17 protein-coding genes are annotated in these 19,164 nt (G+C 63.1%); 5 read left to right on the top strand and 12 right to left on the bottom strand.

Annotated elements, in window-relative coordinates; all coding sequences use genetic code 11:
* Positions 1-39: 39 nt before the first annotated feature.
* Complete coding sequence (locus tag C0V75_RS15700; protein ID WP_101921913.1) at positions 40-2,415, bottom strand: DUF1989 domain-containing protein; 2,376 nt, start codon at positions 2,413-2,415, stop codon at positions 40-42.
* Positions 2,416-2,522: 107 nt separating this feature from the next.
* On the opposite strand from C0V75_RS15700, the gene C0V75_RS15705 reads away from it, so the two are divergent.
* Positions 2,523-3,365 (top strand): DMT family transporter, encoded by an 843-nt coding sequence (locus C0V75_RS15705; protein ID WP_158241853.1) that lies wholly within the window; start codon positions 2,523-2,525, stop codon positions 3,363-3,365.
* Here C0V75_RS15705 and C0V75_RS15710 read toward each other — a convergent pair whose 3' ends face one another.
* From C0V75_RS15710 to C0V75_RS15745, 9 genes are all read right to left on the bottom strand, one after another.
* On the bottom strand, positions 3,366-4,373 hold the full coding sequence (locus tag C0V75_RS15710) for a GlxA family transcriptional regulator (protein ID WP_101921915.1): 1,008 nt from the start codon (positions 4,371-4,373) through the stop codon (positions 3,366-3,368).
* A 4-nt stretch (positions 4,374-4,377) separates the two neighbouring features.
* Positions 4,378-5,421, bottom strand: a complete 1,044-nt coding sequence (locus C0V75_RS15715; RefSeq protein ID WP_101921916.1) for a DUF3445 domain-containing protein — start codon at positions 5,419-5,421, stop codon at positions 4,378-4,380.
* A gap of 11 nt (positions 5,422-5,432) precedes the next feature.
* Positions 5,433-6,398, bottom strand: coding sequence for a PDR/VanB family oxidoreductase (locus tag C0V75_RS15720; protein ID WP_101921917.1), 966 nt, complete (start codon positions 6,396-6,398; stop codon positions 5,433-5,435).
* On the bottom strand, positions 6,395-7,018 hold the full coding sequence (locus C0V75_RS15725) for a dimethylamine monooxygenase subunit DmmA family protein (protein ID WP_101921918.1): 624 nt from the start codon (positions 7,016-7,018) through the stop codon (positions 6,395-6,397). The genes C0V75_RS15720 and C0V75_RS15725 overlap by 4 nt, the downstream gene beginning before the upstream one ends.
* 74 nt (positions 7,019-7,092) lie before the next feature.
* Positions 7,093-8,229: an aminomethyltransferase family protein gene (locus C0V75_RS15730; RefSeq protein WP_101921919.1), complete on the bottom strand. Its 1,137-nt coding sequence runs from the start codon at positions 8,227-8,229 to the stop codon at positions 7,093-7,095.
* 239 nt (positions 8,230-8,468) lie between these two features.
* Entirely contained in the window at positions 8,469-10,235 is a 1,767-nt protein-coding gene (locus C0V75_RS15735; protein ID WP_101921920.1) for an APC family permease, read from the bottom strand.
* Positions 10,236-10,579: 344 nt separating this feature from the next.
* Complete coding sequence (locus C0V75_RS23005) at positions 10,580-10,744, bottom strand: hypothetical protein (protein ID WP_158241854.1); 165 nt, start codon at positions 10,742-10,744, stop codon at positions 10,580-10,582.
* Positions 10,745-10,768: 24 nt separating this feature from the next.
* Positions 10,769-12,157: an ammonium transporter gene (locus tag C0V75_RS15740; RefSeq protein ID WP_101921921.1), complete on the bottom strand. Its 1,389-nt coding sequence runs from the start codon at positions 12,155-12,157 to the stop codon at positions 10,769-10,771.
* 303 nt (positions 12,158-12,460) lie between these two features.
* Positions 12,461-13,804, bottom strand: coding sequence for an NAD(P)-binding domain-containing protein (locus tag C0V75_RS15745; RefSeq protein ID WP_101921922.1), 1,344 nt, complete (start codon positions 13,802-13,804; stop codon positions 12,461-12,463).
* Positions 13,805-14,191: 387 nt separating this feature from the next.
* On the opposite strand from C0V75_RS15745, the gene C0V75_RS15750 reads away from it, so the two are divergent.
* Positions 14,192-15,298 carry a PleD family two-component system response regulator gene (locus tag C0V75_RS15750; protein WP_158241855.1) on the top strand — a complete coding sequence of 369 codons (1,107 nt, stop codon included), beginning with the start codon at positions 14,192-14,194 and terminating at the stop codon, positions 15,296-15,298.
* On the opposite strand, the gene C0V75_RS15755 is transcribed toward C0V75_RS15750, so the two are convergent.
* Positions 15,234-15,887: an acyl-homoserine-lactone synthase gene (locus C0V75_RS15755; protein ID WP_371410693.1), complete on the bottom strand. Its 654-nt coding sequence runs from the start codon at positions 15,885-15,887 to the stop codon at positions 15,234-15,236. The genes C0V75_RS15750 and C0V75_RS15755 overlap by 65 nt on opposite strands.
* A gap of 495 nt (positions 15,888-16,382) precedes the next feature.
* On the opposite strand from C0V75_RS15755, the gene C0V75_RS15760 reads away from it, so the two are divergent.
* From C0V75_RS15760 to C0V75_RS15770, 3 genes are read left to right on the top strand one after another with little or no spacing between them, the layout of a single operon-like run.
* Positions 16,383-16,766, top strand: a complete 384-nt coding sequence (locus C0V75_RS15760) for a hypothetical protein (RefSeq protein ID WP_101921925.1) — start codon at positions 16,383-16,385, stop codon at positions 16,764-16,766.
* A gap of 19 nt (positions 16,767-16,785) precedes the next feature.
* Positions 16,786-18,210: a cell wall metabolism sensor histidine kinase WalK gene (locus tag C0V75_RS15765; RefSeq protein WP_101921926.1), complete on the top strand. Its 1,425-nt coding sequence runs from the start codon at positions 16,786-16,788 to the stop codon at positions 18,208-18,210.
* A gap of 4 nt (positions 18,211-18,214) precedes the next feature.
* Positions 18,215-18,577, top strand: coding sequence for an Hpt domain-containing protein (locus C0V75_RS15770; RefSeq protein ID WP_101921927.1), 363 nt, complete (start codon positions 18,215-18,217; stop codon positions 18,575-18,577).
* Positions 18,578-18,587: 10 nt separating this feature from the next.
* On the opposite strand, the gene C0V75_RS15775 is transcribed toward C0V75_RS15770, so the two are convergent.
* Complete coding sequence (locus tag C0V75_RS15775) at positions 18,588-18,977, bottom strand: response regulator (protein ID WP_101921928.1); 390 nt, start codon at positions 18,975-18,977, stop codon at positions 18,588-18,590.
* Positions 18,978-19,164: the final 187 nt, after the last annotated feature.

The raw sequence follows: 19,164 nt of genomic DNA on the forward strand, positions 1-19,164 counted from the left end.
GAATTAGCGCAAAGCGCCCTGCCCCGCCACCCTTAATCCTCAGCTCTGCGGGCGCGTCTTCTTGGGGTCGTAATGCGAAAGCGGCACGATCACTGCCGGCAGGCGCTTCTGCTGGCCGTCGAGTTTGCCCACCTCCAGCGCGGTTCCGACCTCGGCATGGGCCACATCCACCCGCGCCAGCGCGATGTTCTTGCCCAGAAGCGGCGACCGCATGGAGGAGGTGACAACCCCGACCTGCGCGCGGCCCAGATGGATCGGGTCGCCATGGCCCACATCGACATTCGCGTCGATGTCGAGCCCCACGAATTTCCAGCGCGGGTTTTCCTTGCGCCGGATCAGCGCCTCGCGCCCGATGAAATCGTCGGTCTTGGATTTCAGCGGCACGGTGAAGCCGATCCCGGCTTCGAACGGGTCGGTCTGGTCGCTGAAATCATAGCCCGCGAAGATCAGCCCCGCCTCGATCCGCACCATGTCGAGCGCGGCAAGGCCCATCGGTTTCAACCCCAGATCGCGGCCATGTTCCCACACGGCATCATAGACGGCGTTGCCATCCTTGGGGTGGCAGAACACCTCGAACCCAAGCTCCCCGGTATAGCCGGTGCGCGACACCACGACCGGTGCGCCCTCCGGCCCGCCGAGACGGCCCACGGTCAGCCGGAACCAGCCGAGTTCGGCGATGGAGGGCTGATGCGGCGCGGTCCAGATCATGCGGGACATGATCTCGCGGCTGTTCGGCCCCTGGACGGCGAGGTTGTGCAACTGATCGGTGGAAGAGCGGACCATCACCTTCAGGCCCAGCTTTTCGGCCTGTTCGCGCAGCCAGATGCCGCCGTAGTCATCGCCGCCGATCCAGCGGAAATTGTCGCGCCCCAGCCGGAACAAAGTGCCGTCGTCGATCATTCCGCCATGGTCATAGCACATGGCGGAATAGACGACCTGACCCACGCTCAGCTTCTTCACATCGCGCGTCAGCGTCCATTGCATCAGCGCCTCGGCATCCGGTCCCGTCACCTCGAACTTGCGCAAAGGCGACAGGTCCAGCACCACGGCCTTTTCGCGGCAGGCCCAGTATTCCTCGATCGCGCCGTTGGAGGAATAGACCTGCGGCAGCCAATAGCCCTTGTATTCCACCACATGGCGCGTTAGCGCCCCCGTCCGTTCGCTGAAGGCGGTGTCCTTGGTCATCTTCGGCTCCGAGTCAGGGGTGGCGCGCCAGGCGATGGCCCGGCTGAACTTCTCCGCCCCGGAATAGGTGCGGACATGAATGTCGCTGAGATACCAGCCATTGGCGGGCGATGTGTCGTCCGGGCAGGCCGAGGACACGCAGACCAGATCGGTCAGCGCCCGGAACAGGACATAATCGCCGGGCCGCGACCAGGGTTCGTCGCTGTAGAGCACGCCATGCGCGTCGATGCCGGTGTTGAAGAAGAGGTTGACCGCCATCCAGCCGGGGCGGCTCGACACGTTGAACTCCGCCAAGGCGCCGTTGAAGTTGTCTGAACAGTTGGCATGGCCGGGATAGCCGATGTCATCGTAATACTTGGCGGCGCAGGCCATGGCGAAGGCGTCATGGCGGCCCACGGTATCCTGCACCACCTCAAGCAGGGGCAGCATGTCCTGATCGTAGTATTTCGAATGCAGCCCCGGCATCGAATAGGCATGGCCCATCAGGGTGCGCGAGGTGGTCACGTCCAGCGCATGTTCGATGCCCTTGTCGAGCTTGCGGGCGGCGAAGGCCTGAAAATCGGTGCATTGCCGCCCGTCCACGTCGATGATCTGGATATAGTCACCCGCCTTGACGAAATAGGCCTTGGCCGTGGCCGATTTCACCCGCAGGTCCAGCACCGGATCGGCCAGCGGATCGGGCAGATCGAACTGCTTCACCGTCAGCAGGGCGGAGCGCTGCACGAGAACAAGGATCGGCGTGGCCGTATCCTGACCGTCGGGGGCCATCTCGCCGCCCGGCGCGGCGATGACCAGCACGCCGTCACGGGTGATGGTAAAGTTTTCCTCCAGCCCCGCCGGAGTCTCTGCCCCGAAAACCGCCACCGCCCCTGCCGTGGCAAGGTCGATCCCGCGCCGTTCCAGACCCAGACGCAGGCCGCCCATCCCGCTGCCGAGGCGCGGCCCGGCGGCAAGCAGGGCCTTCAGCCCGCCCGCATCGGAATTGGCTGCCACACCCAGGATCCCGGCGTCGATCCGCCCCCTGTCATCCGCCGCCACCAGTTCGGCGCGCTGGCCGCCTTCGGTATTCGCGATGGTCACCCGGTCTCCGGCGGAAATGCGGATCAGGATGGCGCCGTTGCCCGCGACCTCATACCGTTCCTTGCCGGACTGCGGCAGAGCAGAGGCGGCGGTCAGGATTCGGCTGGGCCGTGGCGGGCCGGGGATGACCCTGGGATAGAGATCAAGCATGCCCTGCCCTCCTGAAGAGTTGCATCAGTGTAAAAACTGTTTCACAAAAAGAATATGCGGCGCGCGCCGTCCGGGCAAGCGCCATGATGAGCAAATGGGGCCCCGCCGTGATCGCAGTTTCCCTCGGACTTGTCGCGGCGCTGTGCTGGGGCCTGCATGATTTCACCATCCGCCGTGTGGGCGGCAAGGCCGACGTGGCGGCGATGTTCGCGCTGGTCACCATCTTCGGCCTGATCCCGCTGGTCCCCATCGCGCTGCTGGTGGGCGGCTGGGGGGCGATCGGGACGCAGCAGGTGCTGCTGGCGCTGGCGGCGGGCGTCGGCACGGTCTGCGCGAATATCGCGCTCTACCGCGCCTTCACCATCGGGCCGGTGTCGCTGGTGGCCCCGATCTGCGGGTCCTACCCCGTGCTGTCGGTTCTCTTCGCCATCGCGCGGGGGCAAGAGGCGGGGTTGCAGGAATGGCTGGCCGTGCTGGCCGTGGTGGCCGGTGTCGCCATCGTGGCGCGGGGGGAAGGCGGTGCCTCGTCAGGCAGCCGGGTGGCGGCGGCGGGATGGGCGGCGCTGGCCTCCGTCTCCTTTGCGGTCACCTTCGGGCTGGCGCAATGGTCGGCCGAGACGGGGGCGCATATGCCGGTGGCGGCGATCACCCGCGTCACGGCGCTGGTCATCGCGGGGGTCTGGTTGTTGCAGCGGCGTCCCTCCTTTGCGGGCCTTGGCGGCATATGGCCCGCGCTTTTGCTGATGGGCTGTCTCGACGTCTGCGCGGTCAGCGCGGTGACGCTGGCGGGGGGGATGGAGAATGCCGAATATGCCTCGGTCGCCTCGTCCATCTTCGGGATCGTGACGATCCTTCTGGCGTGGAAATTCCTGCACGAACCCATGCGCGCCTTCCAATGGGGCGGCGTGGCGCTGGTCTTTGCCGGGATCGCGGCGCTGGGTCTGGCCTGACTATTCCGAAGGCGGCAGCGCCCCGGCCAGGCCGCGCAGGCCGACGAGGCGCCGCCGTTCATCCGCCGGGTTCACGCCGAAGGCTTCGGCATAATGGCGGGTCATGGGGGTGGAACTGGCATAGCCGACCGACAGCGCGATCTCGGTGATGGACTGGGTGGAATAAAGCACCTTCTGCCGCGCCTTCTTCAACCGCATCAGGCGGTAGTATTTCAGCGGGCTCTGCCCAGTCGCCTGTTTGAAGCTGCGCTCCAGATGGCGTTCCGAAATACCCAGCGCCTCGGCCACGTCGGAGATCTGCACCGGGTCCTCGATATGGTCGGAGAAAACCTGGATCGCCTGCCGGATCGCCTCGGGCAGCATGTCGTCGGTTCCGCCGCGTTTCTGAACCGGCACCTTCTGCGAGGCATCATCGGCGCGCACGAAGGGGTGCTGGAACCAGCAGGCCACTTCCGTCATCGTGTCGCGGCCCAGCTTTTCCTCGATCATCCGCAGCATCAGGTCGAACACCGCCCCGGCCCCGCTGGCGGTGTGGCGCCGACGGTCGCGGATGATGACCGACTGGCTGGCGGCGATATCGGGAAACTCGGCCTTGAAGGCCGCGTCATAGCACCAGTGGACCGAACAGACATGCCCGCCCATCACCCCCGACCGCACCAGCGGGAAGATACCACCGGAGAATCCGCCCAGAACCACCCCGGACCTGTCCATCCAGCGCACCTGCGCGTTGGAGCGTTTCGGATGGACGAAATTCGACTGCGGCATGGAAAGGAAGAACAGGCAATCCAGCGGCCCCGCCTCTGTCAGCGTGGCGTCGGGGTCAAATTTCACCTCGGCAGAAGAGCGCACCGGGCCAGCCTCTTCGGCCAGCAGCCGCCAGGCGAATTCGCGCCGCCCCACGATCTCGTTCGCCGCCCGCAGCGGTTCGATGGCCGAGGTGAGGCAGGCCATCGGAAAACCGGGAAACAGCAGGAAGCCGAGCGTGGTGGGCTGCCCGCCCTCGGTCATTGTCTCAATCCTCCGGCCACCAGCCCGGCGAGGTGGGCGCGCCATCGTCATATTGCGCCAGCCATGCCGTCATCAGATCGCGGTTGCGCAGAAAGCCCTTGTAGGCGGCAAGGTCAGGATGGATGTCGCGCACCACGCGATGCATCCGCCGCGCCCATTTCGGCACGGTGACCAGTTCGTCATACTTGATCAGATAGCAGCGGATCGGGAAGGCGATGGCATTGGATCGCGGCAGGCGCCACAGCGTCTGCAACTCCACCCGCAGATGCATCCGCTGGCCGAGGTTTTCCATCGTGATCTCGGTCCGGGTCGGACCCCATTTGGGATAGTTCTCGGGGCTCGTATCCAGCAGCGGGTCCACCGTATGGGTCCAGTTGAACCGCCGCACCGGGGCACCGTGCTGAAGCTTCAGCAGGAATTTCAGCGCGCGGTCGAAGACCCCCTTCTCATGCGCCAAGGGCACGGGGGCGTGCCATTCGTGAAAGCTCATCCCGATGTCGAAGTCGAGCGACCAGTCGGCCTGCGTCGTCACCATCCCCGCTTCGATCCAGAGGCTTTCGTCGCGCTGGTCCTGAAGCGTGAAATCGCCCTGGGTCTGGCGGGTGATGTATTCCATCGGCCCATAGGGCAGCGTCGAGGGATCGAGGAAAGTAAAGGTCTGTTCGATCTGCATCGGCCTGTTGATCCAGGTCCAGCGGTTGCCGGTCTTGTGCAACTCGAACCAGTGCGGATAGTCGCGCGCCTTGCTTTCCATGATGAGTTCGAGAAGGTCCCACCCGGCCAGTTCCATATGCGGCAGGGATTGGCAGCGCAGCGGGTCTTCCTTCAGGACAAGGTCGCGGTCGCGCATCTCGGCCAGATAATGCTCATCCACGTCGAAGGCATGTTCGAAGACCGATCCCGGGCGGCCCGGCACATGCGGCTCCATATTGACGGAATACATGTAATCGTCCCGGTCGAAGGGGAACGGGAAGCGCTTGATCGCACGTTCCGAATTCTTGAAGGTGAAATCGTTGCGGAACGTCTCGTTGTTGAACTCGAAACCCATCGCGTCCTCCCTCAGCGGTCAAGGACGAGGGACTTGCCCTCGAACCGCGACACGCATGGCATGATCTTGGTTCCACTGGCCTTTTCGTCATCGGAAAGCCAATGGTCGTGGTGGTGGATATGGCCGTCGCAACGGATCACATTCGTCTCGCATTGCCCGCAGGCCCCGCCCCGGCAGAGATAGGGCGCATCCACCCCCGCCGCCTCCATCGCCTCCAGGATCGACTGCGCGGCCCCGACCTGCACGGTCTTGCCGGATGCCGCCAGTTCCACCGTGAAGGGCTGCCCCACGGGCGGGGCGAGGAATTCCTCGGAATGGACGGTGTTCACGGGCCAGCCCATCGCATGGGCCGTGGATTTCACCCAATTGATCATGCCCTTCGGCCCGCAGACATAGAGATGAGTGCCCAGCGGCTGGGTGGCGAGCAGGGTTTTCAGGTCGATCGCCTGCCCCTTGTCATCCACATAGATGTGGACGCGTTCGTGATAGGCGTTCTTGAGCCGGTCCACATAGGCCCCCAGCGCCTCGGACCGCACGGAATAGTGCAGTTCGAACCGCACGCCGCGGGGCGCAAGCTGGGACATCATCGACATGAAGGGCGTGATCCCGATGCCGCCCGCAAGGAAGAGGTGCTTCTTCGCCCGCGCATCCGGCGGGAAGAGGTTCACCGGATGCCCGATCTGCATCCGCATCCCCGGCACGACATGGCGGTGCATGTACAGCGACCCGCCCCGCCCTGCCTCATCCCGGCGGACCGAGATTTCATAGCCCTTCGTGTCCGAAGGATCGGACATGAGCGAATAGGGGTTCATCCGCCGCGTGCCGTGATCGTCCATCTCGACCACCACATGCGCCCCGCCGGAAAAATGCGGCATGTCCCCGCCATCCGCGCGTTCGAAGCGGAACCGCTTGATGAGGGGGTTCACCTCCACCACCTCGGTCACGGTGACGTCTATCCTCGGGGCCCCGACGCTCATTTGAAACGCTCCACCGCCGGGGGGACATTGCCCGGTTCCTCGGCGTCGATATTCACCCCCTGAAAGGCCGCAAGGCGGCGGGAGTAATGGTCGCGGACAAAGAGGTTCAGCCCGCAATGGGAACAGATGAAGGGGTCGGTCGTCACGTTTTCGGTGATCCCCTTGCAATGGACGCATTGCACCCGGCGGGCCAGCGATCCGCGATGTTCGGTCTGCACGGCGTCATGCGGCAGCCCCGCCTCCATCACATCGCGCTGGGCAAGGCCGATCAGCGTCTCGGTCCCCGCCAGATAGACCTGAAGGCCCATATGGGCATCGGCCAGCACCTTCTTCAAGCGCGGCTCTGCCGCCCAGAAGGAGGGCGAGCGGTGGCATTGCGCGGCCCCCAGCGCCTCAAGACTGGCGAAGTCGTCCGTCCCGTTCGCGCTGCTGGGCATGTAGATGATATGGGTGCGCGCCAGCATCGCGGGCGCCTCGGCCCCGGCCTTGGCAAAGAGGTCGCAGATCGCCCCCGCCCCTTCGCCATCGGCCACGCAGAGATGCGCGGTGCCCGCGCGCGGTTGCAGCAGGCCATAGACCGGGCGGCTGCGGATCGACTTTTCGAAAACGGTCTGGCTCATGGTCCTGCGAGTTCCGGCTGGCCCCGGTTGTGAAGGAGGCGCGCCGCGATGCTGCGGCGCGCGCCCCTGGCGTTTCAGTCCTTCGCCGTGCGGCGCTTCTTTTCCACGTCGTAGAAGGGCATCGAATGGGTCACGGCCGGGATTTCCCCGTGGGTGGCGCAATTGACCACCAGCTTCGTCCCGTTATTGGCGCAATCGACGGGGATGCGGGCGATGGCGATGTTGTGCTTGTTCAGCGGCGAATACATCGCCTGCGTGACCACACCAACCTTCTTGCCGTTCTGGAACACGGGCGCGCCATTGCCGGGCGGATTGGTGCCTTCCATCTTCAGGCCCCATATCTTGAACCGTTCCTTGCCCTTCAGACGGTAATGCTCTTCCGCGCCGCGGAAGCCCACCTTACCCGGGGAGACGGTGAAATCGAGGCCCAGTTCCCACAGCGTATCGCCCGGACCTTCATCCTCGAAGGGATACATCTCGGAATTGTCGAAGGGGAAGAAGAGCAGATAGCTTTCGGTGCGCAGCAGGTCGAGCGTGGTGAAGCGGCAGGGGATGATCCCCATCGACTTGCCCTCGTCAAGGATGCGGTCCCAGATCATCGGCGCATCCTGCCCGCGCACGAACAGCTCATACCCCCGCTCGCCGGTATAGCCGGTGCGCGAGATCATGGCGGGCTTGCCGAAGAGGCTGGTCTGCATATGGGCGAAATAGGGAAGCTGGCGGATGCCCGGCACGTGCTTTTCCAGATACTCCACCGCCAGCGGGCCTTGCAGCGACAGGTCATGCAGGTTGTCGTCAAAGCGGATGGAAACATCGCGGCCCGTGGCGGCCATGGTCAGTTGCTCATGCGCCTGCCCCGACCCATGGACCACCATGAAGGCATTGGGGGCCATGCGGTAGATCACGCAGTCGTCGATGAACTTGCCCTGATCGTTCAGCATGGTCGCATAGACCGACCGGCCCGGCATCAGCTTTTCCATGTTCCGGGTCGTGGCCCGTTCGACCACATGGCTCGCCGCCGGCCCGGTGATGTGAACCTTCTTGAGGCCCGACACATCCATCAGCCCGGCCTTGGTGCGGATTGCCATGTATTCGGCATCCGGGTCGCCGTCATAGGACCAGGCGGTTCCCATCCCGCTCCAATCCTCAAGGTTCGATCCCAGCGCACGGTGCCGGTCACCCAGCGTGGAAAAGCGCCACGAGTTCGTCATCTCCGTCCCTCCCGATGGACTTGTTTGTTGCCGATACTCTCCAACCATCCCCCCTCGAAATCAACCTTCTTGTGCAAAAAGTTTTCCTCTCAGGGAAAGTTCGCTGTCCGTTTCCGGCCCGCACCGCCGAAAACCGCCGCGTCCCGCCCGAAGAATCGGCAGCGCGGAAGCCCGGCATCCCGGAATGGCAAAGGGGCGGCCCTGCGGCCGCCCCTTTCCGTCGTCAGGTTCGGCCCCGATCAGCCCGGCAGCACGAAGAACCAGTTGGACCAGAGCACCACCGCCGCACCCGCAATCAGCGCGAGATAGGGCAGCATCCCGGCCCGGCGCGGCCCGAGATCGCCGTGGTCCGACAGGCCCAGATCCTCCATCGCTTCCTTGGGGAAATGCCCCTTGTCCACGATGTAATGCCGCCAGGCGAAGACCGGCAGGATCAGCGCGGCAAAGATCAGACCGGCCCAGAGCGCGTTGGAATAGCCCCAGACCTTTGCCCCGGCGCCAAGGAAGAGCGCGTTGACGAAGGCCAGCACCGTGTTGATCCAGATCAGGACGGTGGGCGCCTTCCACGGCCGTTCCATATGCGGCGAATCGATCCGGTGAATCCAGCCCGCGTTCAGGTTCAGGAAGTTGAACAGGATGTAGCCGACGTTGGAGATGGCGAGGACGTAGAAGTAGCCCGCCACATCCGAAGCCAGCGCAAGAAGGATCAGGTTGAAGCCGAAATCCGTCCACATTGCGCCTGTCGGGGCGCCATTGCCGTTCACCTTGCTCAGGTATTTCGGCAGCCAGCCGTCCCGCGACCCCTGATAGAGCGTGCGAGAGGACCCCGCCATCGCCGTCATGATGGCCAGGAACAGCGCCATGATCATCAGGATGACGAAAAGCTGGATGATGACATTGGACGATCCCAGGAACCCGCCCAGCGCTGCCGCGATCCCCGTGCCATCGACGATGCCGGTCGCCAGCATCCCGGAATGGCCCAGAACCCCCTGGAAGGAGAAGGGGATCAGGAAGAAGAACACGATGCAGAGCAGGCCGGAATAGAAGATGGCCCGGAAGGTATCGGTCTTGGGGTCCTTCAATTCGCGGGTATAGCAGACCGCGGTTTCAAAGCCGTAGGTGGACCAGGCGGCGATATACATGCCACCCAGGAACAGCGTCCAGCCGCCGATATCCCATGCGCCGTTCTCGCCCGAATAGGCGGCGGTCGGCGGCACGATGCCGGTGACATTCATGCTGTCGATCTGGCCCGTCAGGATCGGCACGATCCCCACCAGCAAGAGCGGAATCAGCACGATCACCGCCAGCACCTTCTGCGCGCTCGCGGTGGAGGCGATACCGCGATGCTGGATGATGAAGATGATCGACATCAGGATGACGCCGATCACGAAGGTGGAGTTGAAGTGCAGCGTCCCCAGACCCGGCACCGCGATGTTGAAGGCCTCCCACACCCGGAAGGCCGGGGTCAGGGCTGCCACGCCATCCGCCGTCGCAACCGCCGTGATGGCGGCCTCGACCGTCGATCCGGCATTGGCGGCCATGTATTCCGCCACGGCGGGGGTCTCGGCGGTGTAATTGGCAAGATTGGCCGCCACCCAATCCACCACCGCCTGGCTTTCGGCCAGCGGAATCGGGAAGAGCGCGTTCAGGATATACCCCGCCGCGATCACGCAGCCGAGCGACAGCACCGGCGACCAGGCGAACCAGTTGCACCAGACCGACAGCGGCGCGATCAGCTTGGAATAGCGCAGCCAGGCCGTGGCGCCATAGACAGAAGCACCGCCCGACTTGTTGCCGAACATGCCCGCCATTTCCGCATAGGTGAAGGATTGCAGAAAGCCCATGCACATGGACAGCATCCAGACGACAAAGGCCGCCTGCCCGGCCACGCCGGCAATCCCGCCCAGCGAAAACAGCACAAGCGGGGGCACCCCCGCGGCAACCCAGAAGGCACCCTTCCAATCCAGCGCGCGATGCAGCTCGCCGTTCGTTGTAGTTGACGACATTCCGTGAACTCCCTCGTTCCCTGTTGGCACCGGTTGCGCGGTCATCACCACGTCCGCGCTCCGGTTTGTGATTGCCGGCCCGGCCCATCCGCCGGAACGGTTTTCGGCATTGGCGGCCCATACAGCCGCGCCCGGGAGGCGGCCGCGGTCACGTCCCCGCGCCCGCAGACCCCTGCCCGATGCCTCCAGCAAAGCACGGAGTTATTCACAAGGCGAGATATTTTTATTCTTGCGAAACTTTTTTTCCTGTAGCCGCATCGCAGCGAAAGGCGGGCGCGACATGCAGAAAGGCCCGGGCATTGCCCGGGCCTTTCCCTTTCCTGTATACCGGCTTGCGGCGCGGCCTACTTCGCCTTCCTGTAGGCGGCCCGCTCATGCCGCGATCCGGCCACGAGCGCGCCGATGCAGAGCAGCATCGACAGAAGCAGCCAGATGGCCTCGGTCCCTGCGCCGGCGTAATAGGCGCCTTCCACGGCGGCCCAGTCGGTGATGTCAGTTCCAACCAGCATGATCGTCCTTCCTTTCGTCTGGGTTCACTCGGCCGGGGTCTTCGATGCGGCAGCGCCGCCGAAGAATTCCGGATAGGCCTCAATCGGCACCTTCACCTTGTCGAGACCAAGCAGTTCGGCCTCTTTCGGAACGCGCAGCATGCCGAGCTTCTTCAGGACCAGAGACACGACATAGCCCGGAACGAAGCCAAGAACCGCCATGACCAGCGCGCCGATCACCTGCCCATAGAGGGTGATGGTCGGTGCTCCCTCGGCGGGCAATGCGGGATAACCGGCCGCGAAGATGCCCACGGCGATCACGCCCCAGAGACCCACCACCCCGTGCAGGGCGACCGCGCCGACGGCATCGTCGATCTTCATCTTCTCGACATAGCTGGCGACGAGCGGCATGATGATCCCGCCAATCGTGCCGATCACGAAGGCCATCGGCGGCCAGTAGAGATCGAGCCCGCCCGCGACCGAGATGATCCCGCCCAGCGCGCCGGACATCATCCAGAACGGGTCATGCGTCATCACCCAGGCCGCAATGGCGCCCCCGGCAAAGCCCATCAGGATGTTGAAGGTCATCGCCGAAAGGGTGACAGGCGTGCCGTAGATGGTGTGGAAGATGCCGGTGCCCCAGGACCATGCCTCGCCCGGGAAGATCACGCAGCCCATGAGGAAGCCCCAGAAACCCGCGATGATGAGCATCAGCCCGACCAGCGCGGCAGGCATCGAATGCCCCGCGATGGCATTTGCCGTGCCGTCCGGATTGAACTTGCCCACCCTTGCCCCGAGGTTGATCAAAACCCCAAGTGTGAAGAAGCCCGCGATGGCATGAACCACGCCGGACGCGCCGAAGTCGTGATAGCCCAGCGCCGTGACCAGCCAGCCATCCGCATGCCAGCCCCAGGCCGCGCCGAGGATCCAGACGAAGCTGCCCAGAACGATGGCAAGGATGGTGAAGCCCACGATCTGGATGCGTTCGATCAGGCTGCCCGACATGATCGAGGCGGTGGTCGCCGCGAACATGGCGAAGGCACCGAAGAAGACGCCTGTCGCGCTGTCGGCCACGTTCGGCCCCATCGCGGGGCCCACCGGGCTTGCCGCAGCCAGGGCATATTCAAGGCCAGACGTGCCGATCGGGCCGGGCGACATGCTGAAACCCGTGGGGAAGGCCCAGTAGATGAACCAGCCCGCATAGTAGAAGGTCGGGATGATGAAGGCGAAGGCGAGGATGTTCTTGATCCCCGAGGCCAGCGCGTTCTTGGCGCGCGAGGCGCCCATCTCATAGGACAAGAACCCTGCATGGATCAGCACCATGAGGGGGATCGTCAACCAGTAGAAGGTTTCGGCAGTCGTCTTGTTCAGGCCGGCCGTCGCGTCCTTCAGCGCGGCCAGTTCCGCCGTCAAGGCGGCGATCTGTTCTTCCATGCGTGCACTCCCCAGCTGTTCTGCCGCCTCCATGTGACCCGGAAGCTGGCGGCCAAAGTTAAGCACGGGCGGGCAAAGCCCCGACCGCAAATTGTGATGTGAGGTAACTTTGTTTCACGACAAGGTGAAAATGCGAAAGGAAATGACCAAACATCAGGCAAAGATGCACCTAATGGATCAAGATTTCAGCAATTCCAGTCTGGGCCGCAACAATCGGGGCGCCAAGACAGGACGACCCCGGACATGGCCGGGGTCGTCTTCGCATCTGCGGGGGATGGGCGCTGCGCGCCCGCCGGTCGGGGGTCAGTTGCGCAGATAGCTTTCCATGGAATCCTCCAGCGCCTCCTTCCAGGGCGTGTGGTGGATGGGCGCCATCGTCCCCGTGATCACCGATTTGTAGGCATTGTCGCGGAAAGACATGATGTCTTTCTTCTTGTGGTCCTTCCATTCGAAGAAGGCTTCGCAGGCGCCGTCCACGTCGAAGGACGGATAGTCCGTCTCGGCGATCAGTTCCTTCACGTAATCGCCCTGGTAATGGATGGCGTCATGCGCATCCTGCCCGGCATCCTCGCCCGCGACCCGATCCTCCACATCCTTCAGAAGCACGGCCTTGTCTGCCGGGATCGCGATGCGCCCCATGATGGCGTCGCGCACCCACCAGGCCTGTGCGTCGAACATGTTGAAGGTGAACCACTGGTCCTGCATGCCCAGATAGAACAGCTTGGGGTTATGCACCCAGGCCACCCCCTTGTAGAGATCGGCCGTCGCCAGCCGGTTCGCCGTCTTCAGCCGCAGGTCATCGGGCAGGAAGGGGAAGTGGTGCTTGTACCCGGTGCAGAGGATGATGGCGTCGATCTTCTTGCTGCTGCCATCGCCGAAATAGGCATGTGTCTCGTCCACCCGCACCAGACCGGGCTTTTCTTCCCAGTTCGCGGGCCATTTGAAGCCCATGGGCGCGCGGCGATAGGTGCTGGTGATCGACTTCGCGCCGTATTTCCAGCACTGCGATCCCACATCCTCGGCCGAATAGGAGGTGCCCATGATCAGCAGGTCCTTGCCCGTGAACTCCCGCGCGTCGCGGAAGTCATGGGCATGCAGGACGCGGCCGTTGAACTTGTCGAAACCCGGATACTCCGGGACATTCGGCACCGAGAAGTGGCCCGAGGCGACGATGACATTGTCGAAGTCCTCGTCATACATCCGGTCGGCCTTCAGGTCATGCGCGGTGACGGTGAAATTCCCCTTCGCCTCATTGTACTTGACCATGCGGATGGTGGTGGAGAAGCGGATCCAGTCGCGCACCCCGGCCTTCTTCACCCGCCCCTCGATATAGTCGAACAGCACGGCGCGGGGCGGATAGCTGGCGATCTGCTTGCCGAAATGTTCCTCGAAGGAATAGTCGGCGAATTCAAGACCCTCCTTCGGGCCGTTGGACCACAGATAGCGGTACATGGAGCAATGGACCGGCTCGCCATTCTCGTCCAGACCGGTGCGCCAGGTGTAGTTCCAGAGCCCGCCCCAGTTCGACTGCTTCTCGAAACAGACGACCTCGGGGATATCCGCGCCCTTGGCCTTGGCCGACTGGAATGCCCTGAGCTGCGCAAGGCCCGACGGCCCCGCCCCGATCACCGCTACACGTTTGGTCACATCACCCTCCTTGTCGTTCGTCTCTTGTGGTTTGTTGGTGGAAGGCTAAACGTGGCACGCAATCCCCGTCAAATTATTTTCCCTTGATGAAATAATTTGACGCAGAAGACCGCGCGATCCCCCGCCTTCCGGCCCTGACCGCGACCCTCATCTGGACCCTTGCGCCGGTGCTGCACCTGTCGCGGCAACCGAAACAAACCCTGCCTGCCGCGAAGATTCCCCGTCCTTTCGGCCAAAACGCCGGATTTCTGCCCCGCTCTGGACATGATTTGCCCGAAGAGAAGGGGTTCAGTGATGTGAGTGCTGTATGTGCCCGTGCGGAAGTCCGACTGCGCGGATCGAGTTCCGGTGATGACCTGCGGACGTCCTCAGGCAGCTGGTTTCAGCATGAAAATACTCGCCGTCGATGATGACGACACGATCCTGGACCTTCTGGCCGAGGCGCTGGCGCTTTCGGGCCATGAACGCATGGCGCGGGCCCGTTCGGCGCATGAGGCCTTGGGCGTGATCGCCGCCACCACCACGCCCTTCGACTGCCTGCTTCTTGATATCCAGATGCCCGGCATGGACGGAATCGCGCTGTGCCGCGAGATCCGCAGCCTGCACGCCTATCCCACCACGCCCATCCTGATGCTGACCGCCATGTCGCAGCGCGACTATATCGAGCGCGCCTTCATGGCCGGGGCCACCGATTACATCACCAAGCCCTTCGACCTGCTGGAGCTTTCGGCCCGGATCGGGATGGCCCATCGGCTTGTCGAGGAACGCAACCGCGTGGCCGACAGCCAGACCATGATCGAAAGGCTGAAGCGCGAGATCAAGACCTTCCCGGCGGTGTCGCTGCATGATCCCGTCGATCTGGGATCGTTGCCGCGCACCATCGCCTATCTTTCCTTCGAGAATTACATCCTGTCGCTGACGCGGGCCCGGCTCTTCACCTCCAATGTCATGGCGCTGAAGATGCTGGATGTCGAACGGATGCATGCCCAGCACCGCCCTTCGGAATTCCTTGCCCGGCTGCGCATGGTGGGCCAGGCCTTTGCCGAGGCGACCGAGGGCGAGGGCAGCGTGTTGTCCTATCGCGGCAATGGTATCTTCCTTGCGATCAGCCACAACCGCAGCCGCATGGCGCCGCAGGATATCGAGGCGCATATCAACGGCTCCATCCTTGCCGGTCAGGGGATCACGGTCGCCGTGGGCGACCGGATGTCGCTTGGTTCCATCACGCGTTTCGGATCGCTGCAATCGGTGAACAAGGCCGCCGCGGCGGTAGAGCGCAAGTTGCAGAACGTGGGCGCCAACGCGCCCCTGCCCCGCAGCCTGCCGGAACGGTCTCTGGCGCGCTATCGCGGGGAACAGGACCGCACCGCCTATGAAGGCATGTTGCGGCAGATGCTGACCGATGACCTTGCCCGCCTGCGCGGCGAACTCAATGGAGGCGTGGGTCCAGGTCCATCACAGCAACCTGAACCTTCACGCCGTCAAGTTCCATGATCGGACCGGCAGGCGTGGCCTTCAGGCCCAGCTTGCCGATCCAGCGCGGCCAGACCGCAGGGCCGAAGGCGATGATCTTCTGCGCCCCGAGAGACCGCGCCGTGCGGATCATCTCATACATCAGATCGCCCTGAACCTTCTTGCGCAGCCGCGCCGGCACCCGGTTGGACACGAAGATGCGCGAGGCTTCCCAGATCTTCGGATCGACCGGCGCCTCGAAATCCATCAGGTCGGAGGGGATCGAATCGAGCATCCCGCGCTGCGCATCGCGAATCATGTAGGTGTACATGCCGACCCGCGCCGTGGTGGGTGTCAGGCGGACACCGGCCAGAACCTCGCCATTCTCATGCACCGCGATCCAGCGGCTGGCGGGTGTGTCGTACTGGTCGAACTCCATCCCTTCGGCCTCGGGCAGACGCCAGTTGTTCCTTACGATGAAGGAATTGCGGCGCGCGCGCAGGAGATTAACGAACAGGTCACCATGCTGGTGCATGTTCTGGAAGGAGAGTGTCGTCGTCAGCATCAGAGTCCCGGTTTCACCTGCCTCACGCGCAGGTCCGATGGTGGGAAGAGTCTTCCCGTCGGTCACTTCTGCCCCTGACGCCGTGGCAAAACGGGCGTCGCGTCTTTGGGGTGGAAGGCTGGCCATTGGTCGCTCACTTGGTAACAATTCTTAAATTACAAGGGCATGCGTCTCGGCAAAACGCTAACCCAATTTACCCACTTTCTGTGAATCTGGCAAAACTGTGGCAAATCCGCAAAGGCGAAAAACCGTTTCCATACAACATTTTGTGGGTGGGTCCTCATGTTACCCTTCCTGCTGAATTTGTGGTTTCCGGACATCTGCCCAAATGCCGTGCATCCACCACTGTTTCCCCCTCGTCGACATTCTGCCTACACGGGAATATTGATATTTCAAGACAGCTTTTGCGCGAATCACGCGACTCCGGCGCGAAAGCGCCACAAATCACCGCAGGGTCACCACAAAATGGTCCAACTGAACGGCGAAACCGAAGGCTTGAACCTGCCCGCATCCGGCACATTGCCCGTGCGGCGCGATGCAAGACCTTGTCGGGGGCCAGTCATGCCGCGCTATTTCCAATCCTTCCGCGTCTTCGGCGAAGTGGCCGATCTTCTGCTGCTGGAACGGCCGGAACGCCGGCTTCTCGTGGATATCTCGCTCGAGCCTGCCCAGACCGGGCAAGGTCGCAACCCCTATCCGCAGCGCAGTACCTTCACCCTCTCCGATCCTTCGCTGATGGAACGTTTTCTGGGCGAAGTGTCCCTTGGCGATGCGATCGAAGCCCATGGAACCTTCGCGCAGACGGACTATGTCCCTCACCGGACGACCTGCATCGACACCACTTTCCTGATGCTTGACTATCGCCGGGTTCCGCTGCCCGAGCAGTTGATTCCGGCCACGATCGACGTGGCCATGGAAGCACTGCGGCGGGTGCGGTTGCACTAGGGACAAAGGCCGCTCTGGAATGACCTCCGCCCCGCTCAGCGCCAGCGCCTCGGCAGACCGCAACCCGCGCATGTCTGCCCTCATGCGGCTGCGTCGCTATTTTCGCGGGATGCTGCGGATGGAAACCAGCGCCGCGCGTCTGGAAAAGCAGGTGCGCGACTATGTGAATGGCGGCCTTGTCCTGTTCTGGAAACGCCAGACGATCTATGGTGCGGCGGCGCTGCTCTGCGGCTTCTACTATGATGTCGAAATCGCCGTTTTCTGCTATCTTTTCATACAGTTCTGCGAATTCTCAGACACCTGGGTCTCGCTGCGCATCGTGCGCTGGAAGGGTGGCAGCCTGCGCGAGGCGCGACGGTATCGAAACCTTCTGTTCCTGACCGCCACCCTCAGCAGTATCTCCGTCGCGCTATGGGCCGGGATCGTCGCGCATCTGGAAGGGATTTCCTCCCATTTCATGCCGCTTTTCTTCCTTTTCGCGGCGGGGCTGTTCGCGGCGGTGAACAACCATCAGATCCCGCAGATCCTGCTGCTGCGCCTGGTCGTCTATACCGGTGTCTTCCTCTACATCCCGATTTCCGACCTGCTGGCGGTGATGCCGCCGCTGAAGAATTTCCTGTGGCTGCAACTGTTCACTGTGGTCTTCGTGCTGTTCTTCGTGATCGAATGTTCGATCATCTTCCTCAGGCTCTATCGACGCGGCCTTGACCAGTTGGATGAACTGCGCCGCGAACGCGACCGCGTTCAGGCCGCCTATGAGGTGAAGTCGCAATTCGTGTCGGTCGTCAGCCACGAGTTGCGCACCCCGCTCACCTCGATCAATGGCGCGCTCGGCCTGCTGCGGACGGGGGCCTATGACAACGATCCGGCCAAGGCGCGCAACATTCTTGAAATCGCCCACAAGAACAGCATCCGCCTGTCCGCCCTGATCAATGACCTGCTCGACCTGCAAAAGCTCGAGTCGGGGCAGATGAGTTACAGCTTCGATGAGGTTGACCTTTCCGACATCGTGGACGAATGCATCGCGGCCATGGAAACCTTCGCCCAGAGTTATGGAATCAGCTTCGACTTCTCGCCTTCGCTGCAACCGGTCTTTGTCCGGGCGGATCGGGACAGGCTGCATCAGGTGCTCGACAACCTGTTCTCGAATGCGGTGAAATTCTCGCGCCGGGGCGAAAAGGTCGAGGTGCGCATCCGCCGCACCGGCGGCCGGGCCTGGGTCGAAGTACAGGATCATGGCATCGGTATCCCGCCCAATTCGCGCGAAAAGGTGTTCGGGAAATTCACCCAGGTCGATTCCTCGGATCGCCGCTCGCATGGCGGTACGGGGCTGGGCCTGTGCATCGCACAGGAAATCATGGCGGCGCATGGGGGCAGCGTCGATTACACGAGCACGCTTGGCGAAGGCACAACCTTCGTCATTGATTTTCCGTTGAAGGACTGACGACATGACTTTTCAGGCAGATGTTCCCCAGCAGGCCGATCTGGCCGCCCGTCTTGCGCCGATCCGCGCGCATTTCGTGGCCACTCTCGGCCCGCGCCGCGAACGCCTTGCCACCTACCTGCGCTCTGCGGATTTCCGCATGCCTGCGCCCGCTGTGATGCGCCTGCTCCAGGAAGATGCGCACAAGGTCCGCGGCGTGGCCCTGACCCTGGGATTCGAGCCGCTGGGCCGTGCCGCCGGACATGTGGACGAGATGCTCGATCCGTGGAAGGACGCGCAGGACAGCGTGGAAGTGCCGCCGGAACTTCACGCCGCGCTGGAAACCCTGCTAGACGAAATCGAAGAGACCATCGCGAAAGGGCCGTGACGGCCCGGCCCTAGGGCTGCGGACGCGTCGCCCAAAGCCGCATGATGTCATTCGACAGGGCGACGGGATCGAAGGGTTTCGTGATCTTGCCCAGAACGCCCAGCCCGTCGAACTCTGCCTGCGAAACCTCGATCTGCTTGGCGGTCATGAATATGGCCGGCACATCCGACATCGTCGGCTGACCGCGCAGCGCTTGCAGCGTCTGCAACCCGTTCATTTCGGGCATCATGAAATCCAGAAGCAGCAGATCAGGGCCGAAAGCGGCCCCCTTTTCCAAGGCTTCCGGGCCGGACATGCATTGCATGACCTCGAACCCGCCAAGATCGGCAAGCGCAAGACGTGCGATCATGAGGATATCCTCATCGTCCTCGACGTGAAGAATCCGCTTCAATTCTGTCATCGGCACCCCCCGAAGCGCCCAGTCCACCGGTAATCCCCGACCCGTGAACCCCAGCAGCGTGACGCCAGCATGACGCTGCGTCAATCGCTGCTTTTCATTTTCCAACAAAGTTCACGGAACGAATTGTTTCCAAACGCCCCAATAGTCCGGGACGACGGTGCCGGCACACCAGAACGGCCGCCTTAGG

Origin of the sequence: Tabrizicola sp. TH137, assembly GCF_002855575.1 — a bacterium.
Lineage (GTDB): Bacteria > Pseudomonadota > Alphaproteobacteria > Rhodobacterales > Rhodobacteraceae > Paragemmobacter.

Bases quoted from the DNA above. Each gene is read 5' to 3' on its own strand.
- C0V75_RS15770 (WP_101921927.1), top strand. From the start codon at position 18,215: ATGACTTTTCAGGCAGATGTTCCCCAGCAGGCCGATCTGGCCGCCCGT.
- C0V75_RS15750 (WP_158241855.1), top strand. From the start codon at position 14,192: ATGAAAATACTCGCCGTCGATGATGACGACACGATCCTGGACCTTCTG.
- C0V75_RS15700 (WP_101921913.1), bottom strand. From the start codon at position 2,415: ATGCTTGATCTCTATCCCAGGGTCATCCCCGGCCCGCCACGGCCCAGC.
- C0V75_RS23005 (WP_158241854.1), bottom strand. From the start codon at position 10,744: ATGCTGGTTGGAACTGACATCACCGACTGGGCCGCCGTGGAAGGCGCC.
- C0V75_RS15775 (WP_101921928.1), bottom strand. From the start codon at position 18,977: ATGACAGAATTGAAGCGGATTCTTCACGTCGAGGACGATGAGGATATC.
- C0V75_RS15765 (WP_101921926.1), top strand. From the start codon at position 16,786: ATGACCTCCGCCCCGCTCAGCGCCAGCGCCTCGGCAGACCGCAACCCG.
- C0V75_RS15740 (WP_101921921.1), bottom strand. From the start codon at position 12,157: ATGGAAGAACAGATCGCCGCCTTGACGGCGGAACTGGCCGCGCTGAAG.
- C0V75_RS15715 (WP_101921916.1), bottom strand. From the start codon at position 5,421: ATGGGTTTCGAGTTCAACAACGAGACGTTCCGCAACGATTTCACCTTC.
- C0V75_RS15720 (WP_101921917.1), bottom strand. From the start codon at position 6,398: ATGAGCGTCGGGGCCCCGAGGATAGACGTCACCGTGACCGAGGTGGTG.
- C0V75_RS15730 (WP_101921919.1), bottom strand. From the start codon at position 8,229: ATGACGAACTCGTGGCGCTTTTCCACGCTGGGTGACCGGCACCGTGCG.
- C0V75_RS15735 (WP_101921920.1), bottom strand. From the start codon at position 10,235: ATGTCGTCAACTACAACGAACGGCGAGCTGCATCGCGCGCTGGATTGG.
- C0V75_RS15725 (WP_101921918.1), bottom strand. From the start codon at position 7,018: ATGAGCCAGACCGTTTTCGAAAAGTCGATCCGCAGCCGCCCGGTCTAT.
- C0V75_RS15710 (WP_101921915.1), bottom strand. From the start codon at position 4,373: ATGACCGAGGGCGGGCAGCCCACCACGCTCGGCTTCCTGCTGTTTCCC.
- C0V75_RS15760 (WP_101921925.1), top strand. From the start codon at position 16,383: ATGCCGCGCTATTTCCAATCCTTCCGCGTCTTCGGCGAAGTGGCCGAT.